The 8,096-nt window shown below is 43.9% G+C and carries 6 protein-coding genes; 1 reads left to right on the top strand and 5 read right to left on the bottom strand.

What is annotated here, in order from left to right; all coding sequences use genetic code 11:
* The 3 genes from AB4496_RS06775 to AB4496_RS06765 all read right to left on the bottom strand — a co-directional run.
* Positions 1 to 706: biotin/lipoyl-binding protein (locus tag AB4496_RS06775; protein WP_372130712.1), on the bottom strand; the 706-nt coding region annotated here is incomplete at its 3' end.
* A gap of 112 nt (positions 707 to 818) precedes the next feature.
* Entirely contained in the window at positions 819 to 2,123 is a 1,305-nt protein-coding gene (locus AB4496_RS06770) for a sigma-54 dependent transcriptional regulator (protein WP_102257707.1), read from the bottom strand.
* Between the two features lie 100 nt (positions 2,124 to 2,223).
* On the bottom strand, positions 2,224 to 4,122 hold the full coding sequence (locus AB4496_RS06765) for an ATP-binding protein (RefSeq protein ID WP_372070652.1): 1,899 nt from the start codon (positions 4,120 to 4,122) through the stop codon (positions 2,224 to 2,226).
* A gap of 190 nt (positions 4,123 to 4,312) precedes the next feature.
* Here AB4496_RS06765 and pdxH point away from each other — a divergent pair, with 190 nt between their 5' ends.
* Positions 4,313 to 4,948: a pyridoxamine 5'-phosphate oxidase gene (gene pdxH, locus AB4496_RS06760; protein WP_009846006.1), complete on the top strand. Its 636-nt coding sequence runs from the start codon at positions 4,313 to 4,315 to the stop codon at positions 4,946 to 4,948.
* Between the two features lie 87 nt (positions 4,949 to 5,035).
* Here pdxH and AB4496_RS06755 read toward each other — a convergent pair whose 3' ends face one another.
* Entirely contained in the window at positions 5,036 to 5,818 is a 783-nt protein-coding gene (locus AB4496_RS06755) for a helix-turn-helix transcriptional regulator (protein WP_102257702.1), read from the bottom strand.
* A gap of 376 nt (positions 5,819 to 6,194) precedes the next feature.
* A complete protein-coding gene (locus tag AB4496_RS06750; protein ID WP_009846004.1) occupies positions 6,195 to 8,024 on the bottom strand; it encodes a formylglycine-generating enzyme family protein in 1,830 nt (609 codons plus the stop codon).
* Positions 8,025 to 8,096 lie beyond the last annotated feature (72 nt).

Below are 8,096 nucleotides of genomic sequence, written 5' to 3'. Positions count from 1 at the left end.
CCACCCCTTCATCAGCAAGAGGCTTGGTAATATCCAGCTCTTGGCGGGCAAAGTTGTAACTCTGTCTTAAATTCTGAACACGCGCTTTTATTTCAACTAGGTCTTGTTGCTTCTGTCCAACCTGTTGATCAAAAACGGAAAGTTGGTTCTTCAGGTTATTCAGATCTTGACGATATTCTGCTTTTTGGCGATTAACCAATTTGGGGTGAAGGTCGTAGAATAGTGGTGGGAAGGCGAGTTTACCATAATCGAGTAAGACACTTTTTTTCCACTCTTTTACTGAGAATTCTTCATTGATAACCACACTGGTCAGTGAGGCGGACAGCATGAGTACATTAGCCGTTAAGTTCGCAACTTGTTGCTCACGTTCACGAAAGTCAGAGCGGAATCGAGTGTCATCTATTAATAGTAATTGTTGCCCTTTTTGAACTCGTTGCCCTTCTTTGACTAAAATTTCTTTAACCAAACCACCTTCAAGGTTTTGCACCACCTGAATCTGAGAGGAAGGGATCACCTTGCCTTGGCCAACAGTCACTTTGTCGATTTCAGCCCAAGCAGACCAACCAATAGCAGCGACAAAAAACAGAACGATAACCCACAACATAATACGCGCACTGGTGGGCGTATTGAGGAGCAGTGCCGCTGTTTTGTCATCGACATACTCAAGTTCGGTCTCATTCAATTTGCTGAAATTTTTCTGACTCATAACAGTCCTTGTTCGCTAAATAAAAGTGCAAGCTTTGTGAGTGTATTCTTACTTTTGATAAATGTTAAGGCTTTGCTCCTTTAAATCTTTGAATTTATATATTTTTTAACTCTTATTGTTTTTTGAAATCTGTTTTATCAAGTTGGTGCTTTCTCAGCTTGTCATAAAGCGTTTTTCGCGATACTTGCAGCTCTTGCTGTACCTCTTTTAAGCGCCCTTGATGACGATGTAGTGCCTCTATCAAGAGGATTTGCTCAAAGCTATCGGTTCGTTGGCTTAATGACAGTTGTTGCTCTTCAGTCTTTAGATCGATGTGGTCTTTGTCGCTTTGCTCTTGATTATGATTAGGCTCTGATTCAAGCGATGCCAGCTTGGGTTTAGTCAACACTCTGAGCTCTGCATGTTGGCGAAGCTGTCGAATATTTTCACTCCAGTGAGTGGCGATCAATCGTTGAACCTCTTTTTCTGTAATCACCGGAGGGGGTAACTGATATCGACTTGCCGCACCACGAGCAAAATGTTTAAACAAAGAACCAATATCTTCTGTTCGTTGCGCTAGCGGTAGCAAATCAAATCGACGGAACTCACTTACCATTGTAGTAGGAAGTATTGTGGTTGCTAAAATGATACAAGTTGCACTGGTCTTGCATGAGTTTTCACGAAGTAGAGTGGGTTTTAGGTTCGCTAGCCACTGCCATTGGTCTTGAGTTAATGCTTCTGTTTCATGGATATAAAGTGTCCCACCCTGATGTTTCAAGAACAGTTGCAAAACAAACTGATGGAATGTCGCTTCGTCACTGCGTGGCAAATTAAACGCAGCAACAGGGCAAAGCTCTGCGGCTTGATGGCTGTGAAGATCGTGCGTGTACTGCGCCGTGACCCTTTTACCCGTTCCTAAATCGCCGACGAACAGTAGAAGTGGGTTAGTTTTGGTATCTAGAGAGATCAGTTCTCGGCGTAATGTCTGCATTGATGGCGATTGACCAATCAACTTTGGACCCACCTGATTCTGTACCGCCAACTCTTTACGTAATAGATTATTCTCTTCAACCAGTGCCAGCTTATCCGATGCTTTTTTTACTGCGGTCAGCAGGGCATCGACCACAAACGGTTTTTCCAAAAAATCATAAGCGCCAGCTTTCATTGCGGATACGGCTGTTTGCACATCCCCATGGCCTGTCTGTACGATGACCTGAAAATGAGGGTTTTGATTCAGCAGCTTTTGTGTCAATTGAATACCATCCATCACTGGCATGTGAATATCGGTAATGACAATCCCAGCTTGCGTCACATCTATTCTCTTTAGTGCCTCAATGGCATTGGGGAAGCAGGTAATATCGATGCCTTCAATGAGCATGGCTTGTTCTACGGAGTCTCGAATGGCGGGTTCATCATCGACAAAATAGAGTTTAGGCAGAGGGTGCAAAAGTCGAATCCTTAACAGTATGTGAGGTTAGCTATGTGTGAAATTAGCAGTATGTAAAATTCATTTTCTAATCAACGATAACAACGGCACGTTAGCCCTTATCGTTATATAACGGGATGTTTAGCGAGAATACCATGCCTGAAGGCTCTAATCGGTTGGCGCTGATCGTGCCGTGATAAGCTTCAATAATCCGTTTCGATATTGAAAGCCCTAGCCCTAAGCCTTCCGGTTTAGTGGTAAAAAATGGGTTGAACAGCTGTTCTAGCTTATCGTCCGGCATGCCAATTCCGTTGTCCCAAATGATCAGCTGACAAGAGTTATGATGCAGTTGCCATTCGATGCCTATCTGTGGGCTGGCCGGTTGGTCAACGTTTTCCAGGTTTTGTTGCTCCTGCAAGATTTTCTGTTCAAGAACTTGTTGTTGAAGCGCTTGGGTCGCGTTGTGAATTAGATTCACCAGTACTTGCTCAAGTTCGGTTGGATGAATGGCAATATTAATGTGATTTGGCACTGTGCTTAACCTTAGCGTGATGCCTTGTTTGATCATTAGCGCACTAAGAATACTGGTCGCGTTGTTGATCGATTGATGCAGGTTTGCGACGTGATGTTCTTGCTTGGTGACCTTACGAGTGAAGACTTTAAGACGCGCGATGATGTCGGTAATTGAGGTATTCAAAGCAATCATCTTATCGAGATTGCTTTTGACCAAATCTGTCCGTTCCATTTCTAGCAGCTTTAAGCTGTTCTCACTGTAGGTTCGAAGCGCTGCAAGCGGTTGGTTGATTTCGTGGTTAATGCTGGCTGACAGCTCTCCGAGTACCGCTAATTTTGCTGTTTGGGTCAGCTCTTGTTCTGTCTGCTTCAGCTTTAACTGCGATGCTTGGTATTGAAAAATGGTTTGCTGAAGTTGTTGATTGGATTTCTTCAAATAGTGAGTACGTTTATCAACGGTTTGTTCTAGGTTTTGGTTGAGCCGGGTTAGCGCCACTTTCGCGACGTAAGTCTGTCGCCACGACCACGCGATGAGCATCACCAAGCTGTAAATCACCACGAAGATGACATCGATCTGCAGCACTTTAATAAGTTCTGCTTCGGCCTTTTTTAATGCGACAACTTGGCACTGATTGTTACTGAAGGTTGCGGGGTAAAGATTGAACGGCCCAAGTTTAAACAATCGGTTTGCCGTGAGTTCTCTTTGTACTCGATTTGGTTGAATGTTGTTGGGCTGATTGGCGTCGTTAACTTGTTGTTGATAGTTGGAAGAGCGAAAAGCTTCTATGATCGAAATTTCGCTTTGACCGTATTGGCGCTGCAGGGCGATATCGGTTTGTTGCTTCTGGCTTAATGGCAACAACGAGTGATAAAGCCACTGAGTTTGGCTGGAGAGAAAAACCACTTGGTTAGAGTCGAGTACCACAATCTCAAAATCATCGCTGGTTAGGATGTTTTCAAGGTTCTCTAGACTCACTTTAACGGTGATAACCCCAACAATGTCATTCTCTATATACAGGGGCGAAGACAAAAAGTAACCGCGTACGTTGGAGCGAGCACCCAGTGCGACATAGTGTGTGCTGTTACCTTCAATCGCGGACGCAAAATAAGGACGAAACGAGAAGTTCTCACCCACGAAAGTACCGAGCTTCTGGTAATTACTGGAAGCGACCACAGTACCGCTTGGGTCATGAATATAGATGGTGTCAGCTTGGCTTTGATTAGACCATTCAAATAGCAATTGATTGAGCTGCGCCGCGGAAATCTTGTCTGTTTGTGGTGATGAGTCAAAATAAGAGAGCAGACGTGGGTCATGGCTGAGCAAATCAGGGATCTGTTTGAATTTATCCAGTTCAGAGTCGATTTGTAGGTTCGCTTTATTGGCTGCTTCGTTGAGCTTTTGAGTGACCACTTTTTCTTGAAATTGTACTGCCAAAAAATGAGTTGCGCTCAGCCCAATAGCCCCCAATAACAATGAGAATAAAACGAAGGGAGTCATTATGTTAAGCAGTATCTTAGTCACTAGGATCTCAGCATGTCATCGGTTTGTATAAAGATTATCAATATGATGGATAGAGTACCGAGATCTTGTTAACACAGAGCACCTTCTGTGAGACAAAACCATGGCTTAGACTTGTGTTTCAAAGGATTACAGCGCAAAATCAAAAAAAATTGAAAGGAGCAACCAAATGGAACTGACCGATATTCGTCGCGAATACGCTAAGGGTGGATTGAGACGTAAAGACTTAGCCGCAGACCCGATTGAGCAATTCAATCTATGGCTAGAGCAAGCTATTGAAGCTAAGTTGACGGACCCTACTGCCATGACAGTTGCTACGGTTGATGAAAATGGTCAGCCATTCCAGCGAATTGTTCTGCTAAAGAATGTTGATAAAGACGGCTTCGTTTTTTACACCAACTTAGGTAGCCGTAAAGCGCATCAGCTAGAGCACAATAGCAAAATCAGTTTGCATTTCCCTTGGCACCCTCTTGAGCGACAAGTTCATATTACGGGCACGGCTGAAAAACTGACAGCAATGGAAAATATGAAGTACTTCTCGTCACGACCAAAAGAGAGCCAATTGGCCGCAATTGCAAGTAAGCAAAGTAGCCGTATCTCTGCTCGTGGGATTTTAGAAGGTAAATATCTAGAGCTTAAACAGAAGTTCGCGAAAGGAGAGATTCCTGTGCCTTCTTTCTGGGGTGGCTTCCGTGTGCGTGTGGATAGCATTGAGTTTTGGCAAGGTGGAGAGCACCGCTTGCATGATCGCTTCTTGTTCTCACGCCAAGATAGCCGTTGGGATATCGACCGCCTAGCGCCTTAATTTGCTTAACTGCTTAACTGATCCAAAAATACCGTTGATTAGACTTATCAACGGTATTTTTTTGTCTGCATCTCATCAAACCAATATCTAGTCACTGTGCAGAACAACGGAGATCTGCTTTTTAAGCAGGGTTTCTGGGATCATAGAGCCTAGCCCCGAGTCCAACGCATACTCAATCAACCGGCTTTTACTGCGCGCATCAAATTTCTGTTTCAACCTGGCGACATGCCCTTCGACTGTTTTGATTGAAATGTTCAACGTAGACGCGATGTACTGTGGTTTCTTGCCGAATAGCAGCAAGAACAGCACTTCTGATTCTCGCGAAGTCAGTCGCTTTTTGAGCTTTGATATGCGTGGCTTTGATCCTGCAATGGACACTTGATTGTCTTTTTCGCAAGTTGCCTGACACACCCAATGGCCTACTTCTAAGATGGCGGTGTCGGTGAGTTCTTGACCATAAAAAATGGTGCCTTGAACTTCGCCATTCCCATCAAGCCAAGGGGTTTTAGTAAAAATATGGGCGTGCCAGCGTCCGTCTGGATAAGGGTGAATATCGAGGATTTTAAGAGTACTGCGTGTATCCATTACATGTTTGTCTTGAGCCCTGAAATCCTGCGCGCATTCGGTTGTTTGACTAGGCATATCGAAATCGGTTAAGCCCGTACAAGTTTCGTTGGGTTTTAAGCCAATTAATTGGTTGTAAGCAAGGTTGGCATACACGAAGACAGAGTCAGTATCTTTGCACCCCCAGCAACCTGGAAGTTGTTCAAATAAAGAACGATGTATGGAGTTGAGGGGATTCGGCAAGGTTTTATCTCGTAAGAGGAAGTATTGCAATGATATCAGTTTCTTATAGAGCTGCAATGACAATTAGAAGTCGAGTTATGCATCAAAAATGGAGTGTGATTAATGGTTGAACGGTATGTTGTTTAAGTGTGCCTTTATTGATCAATAGCTAAGCAAAAAGGATGAGAAAAAAGCAAAAAAAAACCAGCCTGAAGAAGGGCTGGCCAAAGACAAGATATACCTTGTCGACACGTAGAAGATTTCCAGTTTAATTTACGAGGGTCATGTAAATTAAGCTGAGGTATCAGATAGATACCCAGAGTGACTTACTACTCTATCGACGAATTTACTCCTAGGCGAGATCGAATATAAGGAGGGAATTCCCCTATAAACACTGACTCAACCTGATACTAGGAGAATCTAAGGTAAATATTTGAGGGCTTTGAGGAATACCAAGAGCTTATAGCTCTCGTAATACTCGGAATCCTAAGTAGTTAGCGGCAGTAGAAGGCGAAACGTACAGTTCAGCAAACACTTTTGCCTCTTCAGGAGAGAAGCTCCACGCGCCCCCCTTAGCGATGCCTTTTTGGGTTGCAGTCCATTCCCAAACGTTACCTACCATGTCGTAGAAACCCGTTGGCGTTGGCAAGAATGATTTTACAGGAGAAGTACTGACGTTTGACCACTGTGTACCAGACCAACCAGTATTAGCTCTACCTGAACGGAATTTGTTGCCCCACCAGAAGCTGGTATCTTGACCCGCTCTTGCCGCCGCTTCCCACTCTTGTTGTGTTGGTAGGCGGTAAGTAAAGCCTGTTTTTTTAGATAACCAACGTGTGTACGCTTTCGCATCGCTTTGGCTGACGCATACAACGGGTGAGTTATCGACTTGCTTGAAACCAGGAGCTTTCCAGTCATTGTCTGACACAGTCGTGATTTCTGCATTCACGAAGGTATCACAAGTGTTCATCAGCTCTGCGTCTGTCTGGTAACCCGTATTTTTCACAAATGCTTTAAAATCTTGAACACGAGTTGGGGTTGCCGCTAATGCAAATGGCTGTTTGATCGTGACTTGCTCAGCGTTATTTTCACCGAGTAGGTAAGTCCCAGATCCAACCACAATCATTTCTGGACTTTGAGCACCATTGCCCATTGGGTCAGCAAACTTAGTCCCCACATTCAGTGAGTTCTGCTTCGCTTGTAATACTGCTCTTAGGTTGTGATCTCGGGCTATTTTCAGCTCTTGGTGGAAAGAAAGGTAACCTTCTTTCTCAATCGTAACCATGTGTTGCCCTGTAGGTAGCATCACTTCAACCGGTGTGCTGCCATAGTTCACACCATTGATAGAAACCTTGTCATTATATTGATTTGAACGAACCACCAAGTTAACCCAAGCAACTTCTTTCTGCTGATCATCGGCTTGCAGATCGCTCTGATCGAAACAGTTTGAGGATTGAATGCCAAGTAAGCGGCAAGGAGTGTTCTTATCTGGACGAGTTTCTAAATTCGCAGCAACCACTGCTCGGTAACGGTTATCTTCGGAGAAGCCAGATGATTTCACGCTGTGTTGTAGAACGTGAATATTCAAAGATGCAGACGCTAGGTGTTCTTTTACTATTTTTGATTCTGTCGCGTTGGATACAAGGCTATTTTGAAATTGTTTTACTGCTTTTTGAAGTGTCAAAGCCACCGTTTGGTCTGAACATTGAGCTAACGTCATGTCGCTGCTACAGCGGTTGGTAAAGCTAACAGTATGTTCTTGTGTTTGAGTGACCTCGCTTCTTAATCTCTCAGCTCTTGCTCTTAGTTTGTCTTGATTCAAATGGGCGATAGACATTTCTACAGCCGATTTTTCGGCTTTGATGGCCTCTAGTTCCATCACTAAGCTTTGAAGCTTTTGCTCTGAATCCGAAATCGTAAGCTTGTGCTCTTTTACCGATTTCCAGGCATCTTGAAAGCGGTTTTGAGCTGGTGAGATATCGAAATCTGGCTCATCAATCATGCGAGTGTAATCTTGCTCTAGGCTAGTTTTCGCCGTTGCGAGTTTTTGCTCTGATTGAGCTAATAACTTGGCTTGACGTGCCATTTGCTCTGCTTGGTTGTCGACTTGATTTTGTTTGTCCGCCATCTTCTTCTCGATAGCCGTTAAACTGGCATGTTCTTCGAAAAGAGAGCTTTCAATGTCGATGACTGATGACGTGATTGCTGGAGATGTCGCTTCAGCGAAAACAGCAGGCGTCATTAAGCATGGAGCAAGTGCAAATAATAGAGTAGGAAAACCTTGGCGCATGTTGGGCTACTTCAGTCGTAATTTAGGTTAATTGAATATTCTAACGAAAACGCCATTTCGTTTGAAGCTACT

It is taken from the genome of Vibrio sp. 10N.222.46.A1, assembly GCF_041473595.1.
GTDB classification, from domain to species: domain Bacteria; phylum Pseudomonadota; class Gammaproteobacteria; order Enterobacterales; family Vibrionaceae; genus Vibrio; species Vibrio tasmaniensis_A.
This window is presented reverse-complemented; position numbering and strand designations above follow the sequence as displayed.

Bases quoted from the DNA above. Each gene is read 5' to 3' on its own strand.
- AB4496_RS06765 (WP_372070652.1), bottom strand. From the start codon at position 4,122: ATGACTCCCTTCGTTTTATTCTCATTGTTATTGGGGGCTATTGGGCTG.
- pdxH (WP_009846006.1), top strand. From the start codon at position 4,313: ATGGAACTGACCGATATTCGTCGCGAATACGCTAAGGGTGGATTGAGA.
- AB4496_RS06750 (WP_009846004.1), bottom strand. From the start codon at position 8,024: ATGCGCCAAGGTTTTCCTACTCTATTATTTGCACTTGCTCCATGCTTA.